Source organism: Actinocorallia populi (assembly GCF_002995495.1).
Lineage (GTDB): Bacteria > Actinomycetota > Actinomycetes > Streptosporangiales > Streptosporangiaceae > Actinocorallia > Actinocorallia populi.
In genome coordinates, this window is record NZ_PVZV01000009.1 from 144635 (window position 1) to 162455 (window position 17821).

Below are 17821 nucleotides of genomic sequence, written 5' to 3' on the forward strand. Positions count from 1 at the left end.
TTGTCCAATAAGGTGATGCCCTGAGCTGAAAGGACAAGATCATGGCTGATCTGCGGAACGCCGGAATCGTGCTCGCCGTCACCGGGCTGGCGCACCTCGTCGCCCCGAAGCCGTTCGAGCTGATCACCCGTCCGCTGTTCCCCGAGGGCACCGGCGACTGGGTGCAGCGCAACGGCGTGACCGAACTCGCGCTCGGCACGGCCATCGCCGTTCCGCAGACCCGCAAGATCGGCCTGGCGGGCCTGGCCGTCTACGTCTCCTGGCTGGGCAAGCGAGGCGTGGACGCCTTCCGCAGGTGACGGTCCGTGCACGAGCCGCCGTGTTCGTGCACGGACCGTCGACGACGGACGCGGCGTGTTCCCAAACGTTCAAGACTCCGCCGGTCGCCCGACCGCACGATGGGCGGATGACATCGCACACCAGTCTTTCGCCGCGTCTCGTCGTGCCCGACCCGGACCTGGCTTCGGCGTTCTACCAGGACGTCCTCGGAGCCGAGCAGGTGTTCCGCGCGCCGCAGGGCGACGACGGCCGGCCGGCCATGATCGATCACCGCGTCGGCGGTTCGTCCTTCCAGCTCTCACCGGCCGTCTCCGCGTGGGGATGGCTCTCGCCCGGTGACCTCGGCGGCTCCGCGGTCCTCCTCGAGATCGTGGTCGACGACCCGGACGCGGTCGGCGAACGCATGACCGCCCGTGGCGGCGAGGTGGTCGTGCCGATCGAGAACCGGCCCTACGGCAAGCGCTCGGGCCGCGTCCGCGACCCCTTCGGCCATCTGTGGATCATCACCGGCGAACTTCGCTGAGCCGGTCCGCGGCCCGTCCGCCGTTCGACGGCGAGCCGCTCCGCGCATCCCGGAAGGTCTCGGGTCAGGGGTGCAGGTGAGCCAGATGCGCGGGCACGTGGCCGAACTGCCGCAGTGACAGGAGCGTCGCGAGGACGACGCCCAGCAGCGCCACCGCGCTCACGGCGACGGCCAGGGGACGGCGCGCCGCCCGTTCCGGCTCCGCGGCGACCGGACCGCCCCGGACGGTCAAGGCGTCGATCCGGGCCTCCTCGAAAGAGCAGAGGTCCGGATCGAAACCGTCCAGGAGGAGTTCTCGCACCACGGCCTGCGACAGGTCGGCGGGCGTACGGAGGTGGACCCGGTCCAGCACCGCGTGCCGCGCGGTGACGGCCGGGGCCCGCGCGGCGATTCTCAGCCGGCGCGAGGAACGCGCGGCGTCCAGCCCGACCCTGCCCCCCGCGGTGAGCGGGCCGATCCACGCGTCGTCGTGGAACGAAGCCCGGCCGAGCAGGAGGTTTCGCGAGACGTCGGCGTGCCGCAGGGAGACGACGGAGCGGAAACACGCCTCGTGGAAGACCGCGTCCCGTTGGAAGACCGCGCGGTCGAAGTCGGCGACGCTCTGGAAGAACGCCTCGGTGAAACCCGCGTCACGGCGCCAGAGTGCGTGGCCGAACAGGGCGTCACCGCGGAAACAGGCGCGGGAGAAGTCGGCGTGCCCGTGGAAGACGGATTCGTGGAAGGAGGCGTTGCCGGTGAAGACGGTCTCGCAGAAGGAGACGTTGCCCGCGAAGACCGTCCGGTAGAAGGACACGCCCTTGCCGAACTCGGCGCGGCAGAAGGAGACGTCTCTCTCGAAGAGGACGCCGTGGAAGGACACCCTTTCGAAGCGGGCATCCTCGAACCAGCACCGCCCCAGCCGGACCGTGCCGTCTGGAGCGGTGGCGGCTGCGCGGACCGCCGTCCACTCCTCAGGGCCGATGACACGGCCTCGCAGATCCACTTTGCCGCCCGGCGTCAGGTCCACGTTGAGGGGTCTACCCGCCTCGGCTCGCACGGAAGAGGGCCGCAATAGGACGTAACAGTGGTACTCGGGGATAGATCGGCGTACCTTCCGGACACCAGAAGGAGTGATCACGTGGTCAGGACCGCCGTTTCCCTCGTGTCCCTGTTCGTTTCTCTGCTCGTCGTGGTCCCCGCGAACGCCGCCACCACGACGCCCGGCCGGTTTCCGCCCGGGTTCCTATGGGGAGTGGCGACTTCGGGCTTCCAGTCCGAAGGGCACTTCCCGGACAGCAACTGGACGCGGTACGCCCGTGAGAACGAGGCGTACGGCGACTCCGTCGACTTCCGCCACCGTTACCCGCAGGACCTGGAACGCGCCTCGAAACTCGGCGTCAACGTGTTCCGCACGTCCGTCGAGTGGGCCCGTATAGAACCGCGCAAGGGCAAGTACGACTGGCGAGAGATCCGGTACTACGACGACCTGTTCCGGCACATCCGCGCGAACGGGATGCGGCCGATGATCACGCTGAACCACTGGGTCCACCCCGGCTGGGTGCACGACAGGGGCGCCTGGCAGAACGAGAGGACCGTTCGGGACTGGTTGGAGTTCGTGCGCTTCGTCGTCAAGAGGTACGGCGCCGAGGACGTCATGTGGATCACCTTCAACGAGGCGAGCCAGTACATCTTCCACGAGGTCACGGACGGGGGCATGCCCGTGTCGAAGGTGCCCGTCATGAGCCGCCACCTGATCCGCGCCCACCGTTCGGCCTACGACCTGATCCACCGGCTCCAGCCGGGCGCGATGGTCTCCACCAACGTCGCCTACGGGTCGATCGTCAACGGGCTCTTCGACGCCGCGGTCTTCAACGAGGTGACGGACAAGCTCGACTTCATCGGCGTCGACTACTACTACGGGGCCAACGCTGAGAACCTCACGGCGATCAACGCGGCCACGGGGGCGTACTGGAACGTCGAAGCGGAGCCCGAGGGCATCTACTTCGTCCTGAAGAACTACCAGAAGCGCCTGCCGAAACTGCCCCTCTACGTCGTGGAAGCCGGCATGGCCACCGAGAACGGCAAGCCGAGGAAGGACGGGTACACCCGCTCCCAGCACCTCCGCGACCACCTGTACTGGGTGCAGCGGGCCATAGCGGACGGGGTGAAGGTGATGGGCTTCAACTACTGGTCCCTCACCGACAACTACGAGTGGGGCTCCTACCGCGCCAGGTTCGGCCTCTACACGGTCGACGTGAAGAAGGACCGCGAGCTGCGCCGCGTCCCCACGGACGGCGTCGCGACCTACCGGTCCATCATCGAGCGTAGGGGCGTCCCCGCGGGGTACGTCCCCGTCAAGCGCCCCGGCTGGTGCTCCGTGGAGGATCCCGCCGCCACGTGCTTCGGGCGGGTCCCCACTCCTCCGGCGCCCTGATCCCGCCCGCGGGGAGGGCGGTTCCCGGTGGTGGGGGAGAGGATGGTTATCCTTCGTTCTGACCGGTGGGTAACTACCGGCCGAACGTCATTCGGTTTCCTCTAGTAAGGTGCTGCTTATGGAACTGAACGGAGCATCCGCTGTCATCTCCGGTGGCGCGAGCGGCCTTGGTGAGGCCTGCGCCCGCGACCTCGCGGCCAAGGGCGTCAAGGTCGTCATCGCCGACCTGAACGAGGCCAAGGGCAAGGCGCTGGCCGACGAGATCGGTGGCGTTTTCGTCAAGACCGACGTCTCGAACGAGACCGAGGTCCAGGCCGCGGTCCAGGCCGCGGTCGACACCGGCGCCCCGCTGCGCATCGTCATCAACAGCGCCGGCATCGGCTGGGCGACCCGGACCGTGGGCAAGGGCAACGTCCCGCACCCGCTGGACACCTTCGAGAAGGTCATCCAGATCAACCTGATCGGCACCTTCAACCTCATGCGCCTGGGCGCGGCCGCCATCGGCGCCACCGAGCCGGTGGACAAGGACGGCCTGCGCGGCGTGGTCATCAACACCGCGTCCGTCGCCGCCCTCGAGGGCCAGACCGGCCAGGTCGCCTACTCCGCCTCCAAGGGCGGCATCGTGGGCATGACCCTGCCGGCCGCGCGCGACCTGTCGGCCATCGGCGTCCGGGTCAACACCGTCTGCCCCGGCATCATCGACACCCCGATCTACGGTGAGGGCGAGGCCGCCGAGGCGTTCAAGGCGACGCTGTCCGCGCCGGTCCCGTTCCCCAAGCGCATGGGCACCGCGGCGGAGTTCGCCCACTTGGTCCGCGCGCTCATCGAGAACGACTACATGAACGGGGAGACCGTCCGTTTCGACGGCGGCATCCGCTTCCAGCCGAAGTAAGGTCATCATGAGCGACGCAGTTCTCACCGAGGAAGATGGCGGCGTTCTCGTCATCACGATCAACCGGCCCGAGGCCAAGAACGCGATCAACGCGGACGTGGCCAAGGGCGTCGCGGCGGCGCTGGACGTGCTCGACAGCCGCAAGGACCTGGCGGTCGGCATCATCACCGGCGCCGGCGGCACCTTCTGCTCCGGCATGGACCTCAAGGGCTTCCTCAAGGGCGAGATGCCCTTCGTCGAGGGCCGCGGCTTCGCGGGCATCGTCGAGCGGCCCCCGGCGACCCCGCTGATCGCGGCCATCGAGGGCTACGCCCTGGCCGGCGGCTGCGAGATCGCGCTGTCCGCCGACATGATCGTCGCCTCGTCCGAGGCCAGGTTCGGGCTCCCCGAGCCCAAGCGCGGCCTGGTGGCGGCGGCCGGCGGCCTGATGCGCCTGCCCAAGCGCATCCCGTTCCACATCGCCATGGAGATGTCCCTCACCGGTGACTTCTACGGCGCGGAGCAGCTGGCCGCCTACGGTCTGGTGAACCGGATCGCCGAGCCCGGCAAGGCCCTGGAGGCCGCCAAGGAGCTGGCCGCGAAGATCGCGGAGAACGCCCCGCTGGCGCTGGCCGCGACCAAGAAGATCATCGTGGAGTCCGCCAGCTGGGCGCCCGAGGAGATGTGGTCCAAGCAGAACGAGATCTCCGGACCGGTCTTCGTCTCCAAGGACGCGCAGGAGGGCCCCGCGGCCTTCGCCCAGAAGCGCAAGCCGAACTGGAGCGGAGAGTAGATCTTTTTTGCTCCGTGCGGAGGCCGTATCCCTTGTGGGATGCGGCCTCTGGCCGTTTTCGCGGGTGTTCCCCGGCATCCGCCCAGGTCTGGTTAAGGAATTCCTCACTTTTCACCAGCATTCTCTCTGGTGTCGGTCACGAACCGGCCGGACGGTTGAAACAGGAGAATCTGGGGGGATTCGATGGAGGCGCACGAGGGCGTTCCGCACTGGTACCGGGAGGGGCAGGCTCCTTACCAGCTGCGTCCGGAGCGGCCGAAGGGGCTTCCCACCGTCCGGCACAAGCTCGTGGCCCTCGCCGCGGCGGCCTCGCTGGCGTTCGCCGGCGGGGCCGCCGGGGCGGCGAGCGCGCTGCTCCTCGGCCAGGAGGGGTCGGCCGCGGCCGGTCCCGTGTCCGTGACCGGCGTGGCGCGCGGCGGCTCGATCGCCCGGATCGCCGCGGACGTCCAGCCCTCGGTGGTCTCCCTCAGCTCCACCGCGCCCGGCGTCCAGGCCGGCGGCTCGGGCGTGCTGATCTCCGCCGACGGCGTGATCGTCACCAACGCGCACGTGATCGAGGGCGCGGAGCGGATCACCGTCAAGTTCAGCGACAACGGCACCGCCGAGGCCGAGGTGGTCGGCACCAGCCCCGAGAACGACCTCGCGGTGATCAGGGCGCGCGGGGTGAGCGGCAAGGCCGCGATCACCCTGGGCGACAGCGGATCCCTGTCGGTCGGCGAGACCGTGGTCGCGGTGGGCAGCCCGCTGGGCCTGGACGGCTCGGTGACCGCGGGCATCGTCAGCGCGCTGGGCCGCACCATCGCCGAGACCGGCGGCACCACCATCCACGACGCGATCCAGACCGACGCGGCGATCAACCCCGGCAACTCCGGGGGAGCGCTGGTCGACGGGCGGGGCAGGCTGATCGGCATCAACACCGCCATCGCCACCACCGGAACGGACACCGGCAGCATCGGCGTCGGGTTCGCCATCCCCGTCCGGAACGTCAAGGACGTCACGGACCGTATCCTGGACCGTTCCGAATACTCGCCGGTCAGGTACTGACCGGTGCGAGCTGCGCCGGGTTCCGGAGTCACTGGGGGGTGGAACCCGGGACCCGGCGCACCATTTCAGGCGGTGGAACGCACCGAGATCCGGGCGCCGCGCTTTTTGACCCGCTCCACCTTCTTGCGGATGTTGCGGCTGTAGAACTCGCGCGGCAGCGTCCGGACGGACAGCGGCAGCCTCGGGTAGACGATCCGCAGTACGTTGACCAGCATCACGAAGCGCCGCTGCCGGGCCGCGTTCCACTTCCAGCCGTACTGCGTGCGCAGAGGCTCGGGCATCAGCCCCGCGGTGAGCAGCCGGATCGCGACCAGTCCCGGCCGCAGGTGCAGCGGCAGATCCCCGTACAGCAGCTGGTGGGCGACCTGCCTGGACGCCTCGGTGAGCTCGAAGGAGTCGAGCTGCTTGCGGTAGTAGACCTTGAACTCTGCGAAATCCTGCGGTTGCGCCTCGGCGGGGGCGCCCATCAACTGCGCGTAGACGCGTGTCTGCTGGTAGAACTCTTCGACCTCGTCGGGGCTGAGGCTGCCGAAGAGCGCCTGGTAGAAGCGCAACGCGATGTCGAAGAGCGTCGCGCCCACCCACACCTGGGCTTCGGCGTCCTGGGCGTCGTAGCCGGGGCCGTTGACGGTGTCGTGCATTCTCCGGGCGAAGGAACTGATGATCTCGGCCTCCTCCTCGGAGCCGAACTGCACCGCGTATAGCCACTCCATGGTGTTCTGCAGCCGGCCGAGGGGGTTCTTGAACGTGTAGCTGTGGTCGTAGACGCCCTGGCCGACGCCCGGATGGGAGGTCTGCAGGATGGAGGCGGCACCTCCGGAGGCGATGAGGATGCCCTCGCGCGTGATCTTCCGGATGATGTCGCCGTCGTGGAACAAGCCGGGTTCGGTCATGGGGACGAGTGTAAGTAAGTACTTCCGTACTGCGCGAGTGACTTGCCTCACCGGGGCTGCGAAAAGAAAACGACATCGGCCGGTTCTCTGTCGATAATGGGAGCATGTCCGCGACCGGCCAGATCCCGATCAGCGGCTCGGTCGCCATCCCCGAGGCCGAGCTCAGCTGGCGCTTCTCCCGCTCCTCCGGCCCCGGAGGCCAGCACGTCAACACCAGCGCCACCGCCGCCGAACTCTCCTTCGACGTGGCGAACTCCCCCTCCCTGCCCGACCCCCTGCGCGACCGCGCCCTCCAGCGCCTCGCCCACCGCCTGGTGAACGGCGTCCTCACCATCCGCGCCGAGGAGTACCGCTCCCAGCTGCGCAACCGCGACGCCGCCCGCGAACGCCTGGCCGCCCTCCTCCGCGACGCCATCGCCCCGCCCCCGCGTCGCCGCCGCCCCACCAAGCCCTCCAAGGGCATGATCGAACGCCGCCTGGAGAACAAGAAGCGCCGCTCCACCCTCAAAGAGGGCCGCCGCCGCGACTGGTAGCCACCCGGAGCGCGCCGCTTCGCGCTCGGGGAGGGCCGCCGCCGCGCTCGGCGGCCGTTCGGGGTGGGAAGCGCCGCTTCTTCCTCAAGGGGTGTTGCCACCGTGTCCGGTGGCCGTTCCGGGTCGCCGCGTTCGGCGGCCGTCGGGCGGGAAGCGCCGTTTCGCGCTCAAGGAGGGTCGCTGCCGCGTTCGGCGGCCGCTCGGGGGTTTCATTCTCGGGAGGGCTGTTGCCGCGCTCGGCGGTTCCGGGGGTGGGGTAAACCGAACCTGCGGGTTCCGTGGCCGCACGATCGATATGCCGGTCGTTTCCCGGAAGCATCGAGGTCATGAACGACAAGCTTCCCTTCTGCTCCACCCCCTGGCGGCGCAGTCTTTACGTCCTGCTCTCGGCTCCGCTGAACCTGATCTCCCTCCTGGACGGAGGGCGTCTGCGGCGGCGGCTGGGCGGCCGGCTGCTCGGCGGTGAGATCCCGGCCCGGCGGCTGCGCGGGCTGCCGGGGCTGCCGTTCGATCTGGCGGCGGCGCTGGTGGTCCTCTACGGCTGGTCGGTCGTCCCCATGAACCTGGCGTATCCGCTCCGTCCGCTGATCGGCTTCGACGGATCGCTGGAGAACGCCTGGGGCGGTCCCACGCTGCTCGGCGCCTGGGCCGTCCACGCCCTGGGCGGGCTGGTCTTCCTGTTCCTCATGCCCTGGGTGGTCGACGGCCTCGTGGCCGTGCAGCGCAGGATCCTGGGAGCATCTGCAGGATGAGGGGAAAGCGGGCAGGTGGGGAGCTTCTCTATATCTTGTCCGGAATCGTGTTCGGGGTGTTCGGCGCGGCCTTCACTGCGGGCGTCCTGCTGCTCGGCACGGCGCTGTCCGTCACCGCGATCGGGGTGCCTCTCCTGGCCGCGGGCCTCCTCGGCGCGAGAAGGCTCGCCGGAGCGCAGCGCCGGCTCGCCGCCGCGCTGCTGGGGGAGCGGATCGAGCAGCCCCCGCCCCGGCAGGATCTGCCCGGCTTCTACGGCAGGATGCAGTCCCGTCTCACGGACCCGTACGGGTGGCGGGCCGTCGCCTTCTTCCTGCTCCAGCCGCCCCAGGCGCTGCTCCAGGCCGCCACCGTCATTTTCACCTGGTGCTGGGGCGTGGTGGCCCTGACCTTCCCGATCCAGCAGGCACTCGGCTGGAACCGGGTGGAGGGCGGGTGGGAGCTCGCCGGATTCCCCCTGGAGCCCTTCCCCCGGACGCTCCTCGTCTCGCTGGCGGGCCTGTGTCTGCTGTGGCTCGCGCCGAAGGCCGTCCACGTCGTCCTGCTGCCGCACCGGCTGCTGCTGCGCCTGCTGCTCGGCCCCCGCCGCCCTGCCGCGCGCATCCGGGACCTCGAGGAGAGCCGCGCCCTGGTCGTCGACGATTCCGCGGCCGTGCTCCGGCGGATCGAACGCGACCTGCACGACGGCGCGCAGGCCCGGATGGTCTCCCTCATCATGCAGCTCACCCTGCTGCGGGAGAGCGTTCCCGAGGGGCCCGCCCGGGAACTGGCGGGCAAGGCGCAGGAGACCGCCAGCCTGGCGGTACGGGAACTGCGCGAGCTGGTCCGGGGCATCCACCCGCCGGTGCTGGACCAAGGGCTGGAGACCGCGCTGGCCGCGCTCGCCGACACCGTCCCGATCCGCACGGTGCTGCGGGTGGAGGTGCCGAGGCTGAGAGCGGCGGTCGAGTCCATCGCCTACTTCTGCGTCGCGGAACTGCTCACCAACGCGGCCAAGCACAGCGGCGCGGACGAGGTGCGGATCAGCGCGACCCTGGACGGCGGCCTGCTGCGCATCGAGGTGGCCGACGACGGTCACGGCGGCGCGACGGTGCTGGCAGGCTCGGGGCTGGTCGGCCTGCGGGACAGAGCCGGGACGGTCGACGGGCGGTTGCTCATCCACAGCCCCGCGGGCGGGCCCACGAGAATCACGGTTGAATTGCCCGCAGGCAGATGAGCAGGGGGGCACATGCGGGTGGTGATAGCCGACGACGCCGTCATCCTCAGAGACGGCCTCGCACAGCTGCTGGAACTGCGCGGCCACACCGTCGTGGCCGCGGTCAAGGACGCCGAGGCGCTGAGACACGCGGTGGCCGAGCACGGGCCGGACATCGCCGTCATCGACGTCCGCATGCCGCCGACCCACACGGACGAGGGCCTGCGCGCGGCCCTGCAGATGAGACGCGACCACCCGGGCGTCGGGATCATGTTGTTCTCGCAGTACGTCGAGACCCGGTACGTGAAGGACCTCGTCGCCGAATCCGCGGCGGGCGTCGGATACCTGCTCAAGGAGCGGGTGGCCGACCTGGACGACTTCGTGGACGCCCTGCGCCGGGTGGCCGGAGGCGGAACCGCCCTCGACCCCGAGGTGCTGCCGCACCTGCTCGGCGGCCCCCGCGGCACCCTGGACCGCCTGTCCCCCCGAGAACGGGAGGTCCTGGCGCTGATGGCGGAAGGCCGCACGAACGACGCCATAGCCCGCCGCCTCGTCGTCTCCGGCCGAGCCGTCGAGAAACACGTCGCGAACATCTTCACCAAGCTGGGGCTCCCGCCCTCCGGCGAGGACCACCGCCGAGTACTCGCGGTCCTGAGATACCTGGAAGGCACCTGACGCCCGTTCAGCCCCCAGAACCTCCCGAACAGCCCGACCCCGGCCTACCGCGTGGGTGAAGCCGGGGTCCGGGGTGCGCCGTCTTTCGAGGCGCGGCTTTCTGCTGTTGTTCTCAGGCCCGAGGGCCTCTCTGAATGGCCGGACACCGGCCTATCGCGTGGGTGAAGCCGGGGTCCGGGGTGCGCCGTCTTTCGAGGCGCGGCTTTCTGCTGTTGTTCTCAGATCCGGGGAGTCCCTGAGCGGTCCGGCATCGGCTCGCCGTGCAGTGAAACCGGTGACCGGGCGGGATGCGCTGTCTACGAGGCGGGCTTCTCGACCGATCCTCGCCGAACCGATGCGCGAGTCCTCGACGATGCCCAAGAGGGCGTTCCGGCGGTGGCGCAGATGTCGCCGTGGCCGGGGATCATCGGGGAGCGGCCGGTTTTCTCAGCCGGTCTTCTCGCGCGGGGCGAAGTGAGGGTTCTCGATGACGCCGAAGACGGTGCCCTGGGGAGTGAGGACGGTGGCGACGCGAATGCCGCCGCCGACGTCGCGTACCGGGCCGTGCTCGGTGGCGCCGTGCTCCAGGAGGCGGGCCAGGGCGGTGCCGATGTCGGGGACGCCCCAGTAGGTGATGGGGGTGTCGCCGCCGAGCAGGTGGGGCGGCTGCAGGGCGAGCTCGTATCCGCCGACGTCGAAACCGACGTAGTAGGGCTCCTCGAAGTAGGGGGCGAAACCGAGGAGGCGGGTGTACCACTCCGTCGCCGCCGCGAGGTCGGCGGCGGGGTAGACGATCGTGCGGAGGCCGAGGAGCACCGTGAGTTCCTTCGTCGTGCGGGTGAAGTGCGCCCAGTTTCCCAGGCCGGCGTATCCACCGTCTTGAACGAAAAAGACATGGTGAAGCCGCTGGGCGCGAGAAGCGCGATGAGGCCGGGTGGCGAAGCGGACGAGCGCGCGGGGATGCGGGGCGTAAGGCGAGGTGGCGCGCGTGTGGGGTGGTGCGAGTAAGGGGGTGGGTGCGCGGTGATGAGGCGGACGGGTGTGCGAGAAGGCGAGGTGGCGCACGTGTGGGTGCTGTGAGAAGCACGGTGGGGCGGGTGGAGCGGTGGTTTCGGTGGGTGCATGACGAAGGCGGCCTCCGGGGAGAGGCCGCCTTCGTGAGAGCGACTGATCGTCGGGTGCCGGGTGCCGGGTGCCGGGGCCGGGTCAGAGCACGGGGTCGGACGGCGGGGTGGGGGCCGGGATCTGGGCGGGGATGGGGTCGTCGTCGGTGGCGTAGGGGGACGACGGGGCGGGACTCAGGGGCTTCACCGGCTTGACGGGGTCGGTGGTGGGGCCGGAGATGCCGGAGATGCCGGAGGCGGCCAGGGAGGGGGAGGCGGGGGCCGCGGGGACCGGCGGGGTCGCGGACGCGGAGGCCACCGAGGGGGCCGAGGAGAGCGCGGAAGAGGGCGAGGAGGACGACGAGGACGACGACGGGGACGTCGGGGTGGCGGGGGTGGCGGGCGGCATCGAGGCGGAGGTGCTCGCCGCGGGGGCGGGCGCGCCAGCGGGGCGGGCGTGCTTGCGCGGCGGGAGCTTGCCGGCGGCGTCCTCGACCATCTTCTCCAGGGGGCCAGCCTCGTTCTCGGCGCGCAGCAGGGCGCTGAGGGTGTGGCTGATCTCGGTGAGGCGCTGCAGCGCGTTGGAGTGGTTCTTGGTGACGTGGTCGAGGCGTTCGGTGGCGTCCTCGTTGATGACGCTGGCGCGGCGCTCGGCCTGGGTGAGGGTGCGCTCGGCTTCCAGACGCGCCCCGGTCACGGTCTGCTCGGCTTCGTGCTTGGCGGCGGTGAGCACCTTCTCGGACTCGTTCTTGGCCGCGTTGAGCACCTGGGCCGCCTTCTCCTGCGCGGCGGCGACGTCCCGCTCGGCCTGCCCCCTGGCCTCGTCGATGATGCGCTTGGACTCGCGGTCGGCGTCACCGCGGATCTGCTGCCCGGTGCGCTCGGCGTCGGCGACCTTCTCCTTGGCCTCGTCCTCGGCCAGGTTGATGATCTGGCGGAGCCGCTCGCTGAGGTCGTCCCCGGTGGGGCGGCGCGCCTCGCGCACCTCCACCATCTCCCTGCGGGTGCGCTCCACATCGTCCAGGGCCCGCTGCAGCCGGGCCTCGAGGTCCCGGATCTGGTTCTGGTAGCGGATGATCATCTCGTCGACCTGACGGCGGTTGTAGCCGCGCATCACGATCTCGAACTGCTCTTCTTTGAGGAGGTTGGGAAGGATCTCTGCTTCGTTGCTCATGGTGCCTAAGGGGTCGGCCCCGTGACCGGGGGGCTGCTGATGGTTCAGAAGGGGCAGGGGTGGACCCCTGATTGCGGGACGTCAGACCCGACTCTGGTCCGGTCCGGCCTGATCGCGCAACCGGAACGACGGTTCTCGCGAGAATTAGGCAGGTGTCCGTTCACGTCGATCCCGGCCGAGACGCCGCCGCCTCAAAGAGACAGAATACGGTTCATGACGTTCTTGGGCGCACTTGGCGCATACCAGCCCGAAGTTCACCCCACCGCGTGGATCGCCCCGGGCGCCGTGGTGGTCGGCAAGGTCACCCTCGGCCGCGACTCCAGCGTCTGGTACGGCTCGGTCCTGCGGGCCGACGAGGAGGAGGTGATCGTCGGAGACGGGTGCAACATCCAGGACCTGTCGTGCATCCACGCCGACCCGGGCCTGCCCACCGTCCTGGAGGACGGGGTCACGCTCGGGCACAAGGCGATGGTCCACGGCGCGCACGTCGAGACCGGCTCGCTCATCGGCATCGGCGCGATCGTGCTCAACGGCGCGCGGATCGGGGCGCGCACCCTGGTGGCCGCCGGTGCCCTGGTCACCCCCGGCAAGCAGTTCCCCTCCGGGGTGCTGGTCGCCGGCGCGCCCGCGAAGATCAAGCGGGAGCTGAACGACGACGACCTGGCCGGTCTCGAACTCACCGCCGCCGCCTACGTGCAGAAGGCCAAGCAGCACGCCCAGGCCGAGTGGAGATGACCGGCCGGACCCTCGGGAGCCGGCCGGGCCGCCGGTAACGCACGCCCGACGGTGCGCTGCCGGCGGCCGAACGCACGTCGGCGTGCTGAACGGTCCACGCGAAACGCACGCCTGACGGCAGGCTGCCGGTGGCCGAACGCGTGCTGGCGCGTGCCGGTCGGTTCACCGCAGAACGCGTCTGGCGGCGTGCTGCCGGTGGCCGAACGCGCGTTGGCGCGCGCTGAACGGTCCACTGCAGAACCGGGTCAATTACCATGACCGGGTGGCATGGGGACCGAGTGACTCGCGGCAGGAAGACCTCTTCGACGCCGCCGAGCGCGAGATCAAGGCGGTGGTCTCCGCGAGCTGGTGGCCCACCGCACGGGCCGAGCAGCGCGAACACGCCGTCGCCGGACGTGTCGTCGAGCTGCCCGACGCCACCCAGTGGCTCTTCGGCGCCTGGGCGCGCTGGTACCGCAAGCACCCGGGCGACAACCAGTGGTACCTGTGCCCGCCGCCGTACGCCACGTCCGTCCGGCGGTCGGGCAAGACCGCGGCGGCCGTGTCCGGGCTGCCCCCGCACGTGATCCCGCTCGGGCCCGACTTCGAGGTCACCGCGCCCGCCGCGCTGCCGTTCTTCGGCGCCGACCTGGCGCCGCTGACCGCTCGGGTCCGCGCCACCGTCGAGTCGGCGGCGTCGCTGCCGCCCGGCGACTTCCCCCGGCCGGAGAACCCGCCGCGCTGGCTGGCCGACTTCTCCCCGGACGCGCCCAACACGGTGGCGGCCTGCTGGGGCGTGATGCTCTGGTGCGCCTCGGCCCCCGTCTTCGACGCGCAGCGGGACGCCGACCTGCTCGCCCTCTGGGAGCCCTACCGCGCCGCCGCGCTGCCCCGCATCGAGGGGCCGCGCTGGCTGACCCCGCCGACGCTGGAGGATCTCGTCTCCCTGTACGCCGAGCGGCTGCGCGCGCACAACGTCCAGTCCGCGGTGGTGATCCTGCGGACCATGTGGGCGACGGCCTCCGCGCTGCGCGACGAGCCCCGGTTCACCGCCCGCGCCGACGCGCTGCTGGCCATCCTCAACGTCACGCTCGCCGACCCGCAGCAGGACTACGGCGCGCTGCCGCACGGCGACGCGGCCGTCGCCCAGCTGTGGGTCACCCGCTGCCCGCCGAACCTCAGTCCGGGCCTGCGCGCCGAGAGCTCGCCGGGCGACGGGTTCCGGCACCTCTTCTACGACCTGGCCCGCTGCCTGGCGCCGGCGGCGGGGGAGCCGGGCGGGCCCACGTTCGTGGAGCCCCGGCTGATCGCCGCCGCGCTGCTCGCCGCCGACCTGGCGATCGTCCGCCAGGACCTGGTCGCCGAGGTCACCCGCTGGCTGGACCCGGAGATCCGGTACACCGTCCAGGCGATGATCGCCCAGCCGGGCCACCCGCTGCGCCGCCGCTTCTGGCCGATCGACCAGCGGCTGCCGCCGCAGCTGCGCGACGGGGCCTCGGGCAACGGCGAGGAACTGCTGGCCGTCCTGTACGCGGTGGCGCTGGGCTGGTGCCGGCTCGGCGGCGGCATCCCCGCCCGGCCGCGCGGCTTCCCCGCGCCGGTCGCGGTGCTGGCCGAGCTGGTCGGGCTGGAGCGGGCCACCGCCACCACCCCGGCCGCCCCGCCGCCCCCGCCCCAGCAGTGGGGGGCGCCGCCTCAGCAGGGCGCGCCCCAGCAGGGCGCGCCGTTCCAGCCGGGCGCGTCCCAGCAGGGCGCGCCGCTTCAGCCGGGTATGCCCCAGCCGGGGGCGCCCCAGCAGGGCGAACCACCTCAGCCCGGCATGCCCCAGCCGGGCACGCCGTTCCAGCAGGGCGCTCCCCAGCCGGGCGCGTCCCAGCAGGGCGCACCGCAGCAGTGGGGGCCGCCCCAGCAGCCGCACGTCCCGCCGGGCGCCCAGGGCGGGCAGCAGCCCGCTCAGGGGCAGCCGTGGGGCACCCAGCCGCACCAGCGCACCGCCCGTGCCGAGTTCGGCCCGGACGGGCAGCTCATCCTGCCCGGCCAGGACGCCCGGCCGGCCGAGCCGGGAGCACAGGGCGAGCAGGCGCAGTTCGGCCAGCCGGGCGCGCCGTACCAGACGGGCTCCCGGCGTCCGGCGGCCCAGCGGGGCCCCACCGCCGACGAGCTGGCCCAGCAGGCGGGCAAGGCGTTCGGCAAGGCCTGGGAGCGCGCCCGCAAGCTCGGCGGACGGCTGCTGGGCGGCGGGCCGCAGGCCGACGTGCACTCCACCGGGCCGCTGGGCTTCGACCAGCCGGACGGCCCCCGCCAGCCGCCGATGCCCTCACCCGCCGGAGCCGACCCCGGCCAGGGCGGGCAGCAGGCGCCCGAGCACGGCACCCGTGTCATGTCCGGGACGATGGTCGGCAACTTCCTGGACTACGCGCCGGTGCCGTCCCGGCCCGTCGACGACATCGCCCCGCCCGCGCGGTCGCCCGGCGAGGTGCCGACGGTGACCCGGCGCGGCGTCACGTTCGTGTACGGGGCCGAGGACGACGCCGCGGCCTTCCTCGACGCCCTGCCGGTCCCCGGCATCGCCCTGGACGCCACCCAGGTCGCCGCGCGGCCCGGTCCGAACCCCCGGGCGCCCCAGGCCCCGGCCACGATGCTGGACCAGAGCGCCGCGGCCCTGCTGGAGGCCTCAGGTGCCCCGGCGTCGTTCGACCCGCGCGCCACGATGCTCGATCCGGGCACGGGAGGCGCCGTCGAGGGCCCGACGCAACCCGACCAGGGCCAGGGCTTCGACCCGCGCGCCACGATGCTCGACCCGTCGGGCGGCCGCCCGGTGGACTCCAACGCCACGCGGCTCGACCAGGGCGCCGGGCAGCCGGCCGGCCAGGACGCCGCCCGCCCGGTGGATCCGGACGCCACGCTGCTGGACCAGGGCGCGGGGCGTCCGGTGGACTCCAACGCCACGCTGCTCGATCAGGGCGCGGGGCGTCCGGTGGACCCGAACGCCACGCTGCTGGACCAGGGCGGCGCCCGTCCCGCCGACCCGTACGCCACGATGCTCGACGGCGGCGCGGCGGCCGGTCCCGCCGCGGGCCCGGCGGCGGTCTCGGTGCTGCTGGTGGGCGCCCCGCACACCGGCCAGCGCCGGTTCGCCCGGATGATCGCGGGGATCGTCGGCGACGGGCAGCTGCGCGTCATCGACGCCGAGGAGCTGCGCGGCCTGGCGCTGGAGCGGCTGGCGACGCTGTTCGACGAGGGCGGCCAGGGCGCGCCCACCCTGCTGCTGGAGCGGCTGGACGCGGCGGTCCTGGACGCCGCCGACCCGCAGGTCTTCCTGCGGACGCTGCGCACGGTGCGGGCCAGGGCGCGCGTTCCGATGGTCACCACCTGCGACCCGCGCTCGTTCCGGCGCTTCGCCCAGGAGCACCCGGAGCTGGAGCGCGTCTTCCGGGTCTTCCACCTGCCGGAGCTGCGCGACGTCGAGGAGCGCGTCACCCTGCTGCGGGTGCTGGCCGACGAGCGGCGCGCCTCGCTGGACACCGTCGCCTGGGACGCGGCGCGCGAGGACCTCACCCGGCTGCGCGGCCCCGGCGACCTGACCGGCGCCCGGCTCGTCGAGGCCTACCTGGACCGGGCCTACCAGCGCGCGCTGGGCCGGGGCGGCGGCGCCAGGGACAGGGTCGTGCTCCAGTCCGCGGACTTCGCGGGCGTGCCCGAGACGATCGAGCCCGCGCTGCGGCCCGCCGGGGACGTGGACGGCTATCTGGACACCCTGCACCAGATGATCGGCCTGGTGGAGGTCAAGGCCGAGGTGGACCGGCTGGCCGCCGAGGCCGACGCACCGGTCAACCTGGTCTTCGAGGGGCCGCCGGGAACGGGCAAGGCCACCGTCGCCGGGATCGTCGGCGGCATCTTCGGCGCGCTGGGGGTGCTGCCGTCCGGGCACCTCATCCAGTGCCGTCCCGAGCACCTGCTGGGCCGCGACGGGCTGGAGACGGAGCTGCGCACCGCCGCGATGGTGCAGCAGGCCGAGGGCGGCCTGCTCCTGGTGCAGCAGGCCGAGGCGCTCACCCCCGAGGCGGTCGCGGAGCTGTTCCGCGGCTTCCGCGACCACCCGTACCAGCTGGTGCTGGCCGGCCGCGACCTCGGCGGCTTCCTGCGCGCCAACCCCGACATCGAGGCGACCTTCCTGAAGCTGGACTTCACCCCGCCGACCGACAGGGAGCTGGTGCAGCTGTTCGTCAAGCTCGCGGAGGCCAAGCTGTACGTGGTGGAGGAGGAGCTGCGGGTCGAGCTGATGACCCGGATCGCGGGGCTGCGGGAGAACGAGAACTTCGCCTACGGGCGGACGGTCCACCAGTGGTTCGACGAGACGGTGGCGCGCCAGGCCAGGCGGCTGGCCGGCCTGGTCGGCGCGGACGCCATGACGGCGGCCCGGCTGACCACCCGCGACCTGCCGGAGTCCAACCTGGAGCGCGTGCTGGGCGACCTCAACCAGACGCTGAGGGGCGGCCCGGAGCACTGACGGTTCCGGGTGGTCCCGCGACCCCCGTTCCGGGTGGCTCCGCGCCGTTCCGGATAGTCCTCAGGTAGCCCTCATGGGTCATGGGCACCTTTGCGACCGGCCAGTAGCCTGTACGCGGGTGTTGTGGGGCCGGATGAACGGAGGTTGACGCGTGCGCCTTTCGGAACTCGATCGACGTCTGCACGACGACGTGGCACTCGGTGAGATCGAACTCTACGCCGAGCTGCTGAGCGCGGTCGCGACCGCGGAGCGCTCGCTCACCGCGGCGGAGATCGACATCGTCCTCGGAGTGAGCCCTGAGCCGGTCTATGACTGACCGGCGCCGAACATGCCAGAAGCCCGTCCGGTGGACCGGACGGGCTTCTGCGTCTG

General features: G+C 71.7%; 17 protein-coding genes. 13 read left to right on the top strand and 4 right to left on the bottom strand.

The window, feature by feature from the left end:
- Positions 1-41 precede the first annotated feature (41 nt).
- The gene (locus C2865_RS31805; RefSeq protein WP_106402335.1) at positions 42-299 is read left to right on the top strand and encodes a hypothetical protein; all 258 of its coding nucleotides are present in this window, start codon (positions 42-44) and stop codon (positions 297-299) included.
- Positions 300-406: 107 nt separating this feature from the next.
- Positions 407-802, top strand: coding sequence for a VOC family protein (locus C2865_RS31810; protein WP_106402336.1), 396 nt, complete (start codon positions 407-409; stop codon positions 800-802).
- A gap of 64 nt (positions 803-866) precedes the next feature.
- On the opposite strand, the gene C2865_RS31815 is transcribed toward C2865_RS31810, so the two are convergent.
- Positions 867-1808 (bottom strand): pentapeptide repeat-containing protein, encoded by a 942-nt coding sequence (locus C2865_RS31815; RefSeq protein ID WP_198653748.1) that lies wholly within the window; start codon positions 1806-1808, stop codon positions 867-869.
- A 111-nt stretch (positions 1809-1919) separates the two neighbouring features.
- On the opposite strand from C2865_RS31815, the gene C2865_RS31820 reads away from it, so the two are divergent.
- The 4 genes from C2865_RS31820 to C2865_RS31835 all read left to right on the top strand — a co-directional run bounded on the left by C2865_RS31820 (position 1920) and on the right by C2865_RS31835 (position 5923).
- Complete coding sequence (locus tag C2865_RS31820) at positions 1920-3215, top strand: glycoside hydrolase family 1 protein (RefSeq protein WP_106402338.1); 1296 nt, start codon at positions 1920-1922, stop codon at positions 3213-3215.
- A 118-nt stretch (positions 3216-3333) separates the two neighbouring features.
- Positions 3334-4107 carry an SDR family oxidoreductase gene (locus C2865_RS31825; protein ID WP_106402339.1) on the top strand — a complete coding sequence of 258 codons (774 nt, stop codon included), beginning with the start codon at positions 3334-3336 and terminating at the stop codon, positions 4105-4107.
- A gap of 7 nt (positions 4108-4114) precedes the next feature.
- Positions 4115-4879, top strand: coding sequence for a crotonase/enoyl-CoA hydratase family protein (locus tag C2865_RS31830; protein WP_106402340.1), 765 nt, complete (start codon positions 4115-4117; stop codon positions 4877-4879).
- 183 nt (positions 4880-5062) lie between these two features.
- Positions 5063-5923, top strand: a complete 861-nt coding sequence (locus C2865_RS31835) for a S1C family serine protease (RefSeq protein WP_106402341.1) — start codon at positions 5063-5065, stop codon at positions 5921-5923.
- Positions 5924-5988: 65 nt separating this feature from the next.
- Here the strand turns inward: C2865_RS31835 and C2865_RS31840 are convergent, their stop codons facing one another.
- The gene (locus C2865_RS31840; protein WP_106402342.1) at positions 5989-6816 is read right to left on the bottom strand and encodes an oxygenase MpaB family protein; all 828 of its coding nucleotides are present in this window, start codon (positions 6814-6816) and stop codon (positions 5989-5991) included.
- 104 nt (positions 6817-6920) lie between these two features.
- Between C2865_RS31840 and arfB the strand changes: the two genes are divergently transcribed.
- From arfB to C2865_RS31860, 4 genes are all read left to right on the top strand, one after another.
- A complete protein-coding gene (gene arfB / locus C2865_RS31845) occupies positions 6921-7349 on the top strand; it encodes an alternative ribosome rescue aminoacyl-tRNA hydrolase ArfB (protein WP_106402343.1) in 429 nt (142 codons plus the stop codon).
- A 326-nt stretch (positions 7350-7675) separates the two neighbouring features.
- Positions 7676-8101, top strand: a complete 426-nt coding sequence (locus tag C2865_RS31850; protein ID WP_106402344.1) for a hypothetical protein — start codon at positions 7676-7678, stop codon at positions 8099-8101.
- Between the two features lie 35 nt (positions 8102-8136).
- Positions 8137-9315 (top strand): sensor histidine kinase, encoded by a 1179-nt coding sequence (locus C2865_RS41595; protein WP_198653749.1) that lies wholly within the window; start codon positions 8137-8139, stop codon positions 9313-9315.
- A 12-nt stretch (positions 9316-9327) separates the two neighbouring features.
- Positions 9328-9969: a response regulator transcription factor gene (locus C2865_RS31860; RefSeq protein ID WP_106402346.1), complete on the top strand. Its 642-nt coding sequence runs from the start codon at positions 9328-9330 to the stop codon at positions 9967-9969.
- Positions 9970-10395: 426 nt separating this feature from the next.
- Here C2865_RS31860 and C2865_RS31865 read toward each other — a convergent pair whose 3' ends face one another.
- Positions 10396-10764 carry a VOC family protein gene (locus C2865_RS31865; RefSeq protein WP_106402347.1) on the bottom strand — a complete coding sequence of 123 codons (369 nt, stop codon included), beginning with the start codon at positions 10762-10764 and terminating at the stop codon, positions 10396-10398.
- 390 nt (positions 10765-11154) lie between these two features.
- Positions 11155-12225 carry a hypothetical protein gene (locus C2865_RS39660; protein ID WP_157963984.1) on the bottom strand — a complete coding sequence of 357 codons (1071 nt, stop codon included), beginning with the start codon at positions 12223-12225 and terminating at the stop codon, positions 11155-11157.
- A 213-nt stretch (positions 12226-12438) separates the two neighbouring features.
- On the opposite strand from C2865_RS39660, the gene C2865_RS31875 reads away from it, so the two are divergent.
- From C2865_RS31875 to C2865_RS40315, 3 genes are all read left to right on the top strand, one after another.
- Complete coding sequence (locus C2865_RS31875) at positions 12439-12960, top strand: gamma carbonic anhydrase family protein (RefSeq protein WP_106402348.1); 522 nt, start codon at positions 12439-12441, stop codon at positions 12958-12960.
- Positions 12961-13222: 262 nt separating this feature from the next.
- A complete protein-coding gene (locus tag C2865_RS31880) occupies positions 13223-17449 on the top strand; it encodes a hypothetical protein (RefSeq protein ID WP_106402349.1) in 4227 nt (1408 codons plus the stop codon).
- 151 nt (positions 17450-17600) lie between these two features.
- Positions 17601-17765 carry a hypothetical protein gene (locus C2865_RS40315; protein ID WP_198653750.1) on the top strand — a complete coding sequence of 55 codons (165 nt, stop codon included), beginning with the start codon at positions 17601-17603 and terminating at the stop codon, positions 17763-17765.
- The last annotated feature ends 56 nt before the right edge of the window (positions 17766-17821 follow it).